The 211-nt window shown below is 56.9% G+C and carries 1 protein-coding gene; it reads right to left on the bottom strand.

Going from position 1 to position 211, the window contains the following annotated elements; genetic code table 11:
* The coding region (locus E4K09_RS29875; RefSeq protein WP_204985770.1) for a hypothetical protein at nt 1–211 on the bottom strand (211 nt) is incomplete at both ends.

The raw sequence follows: 211 nt of genomic DNA, 5'->3' as shown, positions 1-211 counted from the left end.
CGTTCTCCGAACCGTTGAGCCCACCGTCAAAAAGGCGGAAAAGGCAGCGGTTTCCAACGGTTTCGTTGAGCTTCGCGCCTTGTCCGCAGGAGAAGAGTAATGATCCCCCGTCATAGGGGTCAAGTGGAGCTTTGCCGTTTTCAGCCAGCCGGTTGGAATAGCTGCGGATGACGAAGGGCCACCATCGAGTCACCAGAGCGGCAGGTTTTTG

The sequence above is a fragment of the Microvirga pakistanensis genome (genome assembly GCF_004458765.1).
In the GTDB taxonomy this organism is placed as follows: domain Bacteria; phylum Pseudomonadota; class Alphaproteobacteria; order Rhizobiales; family Beijerinckiaceae; genus Microvirga; species Microvirga pakistanensis.
This window is presented reverse-complemented; position numbering and strand designations above follow the sequence as displayed.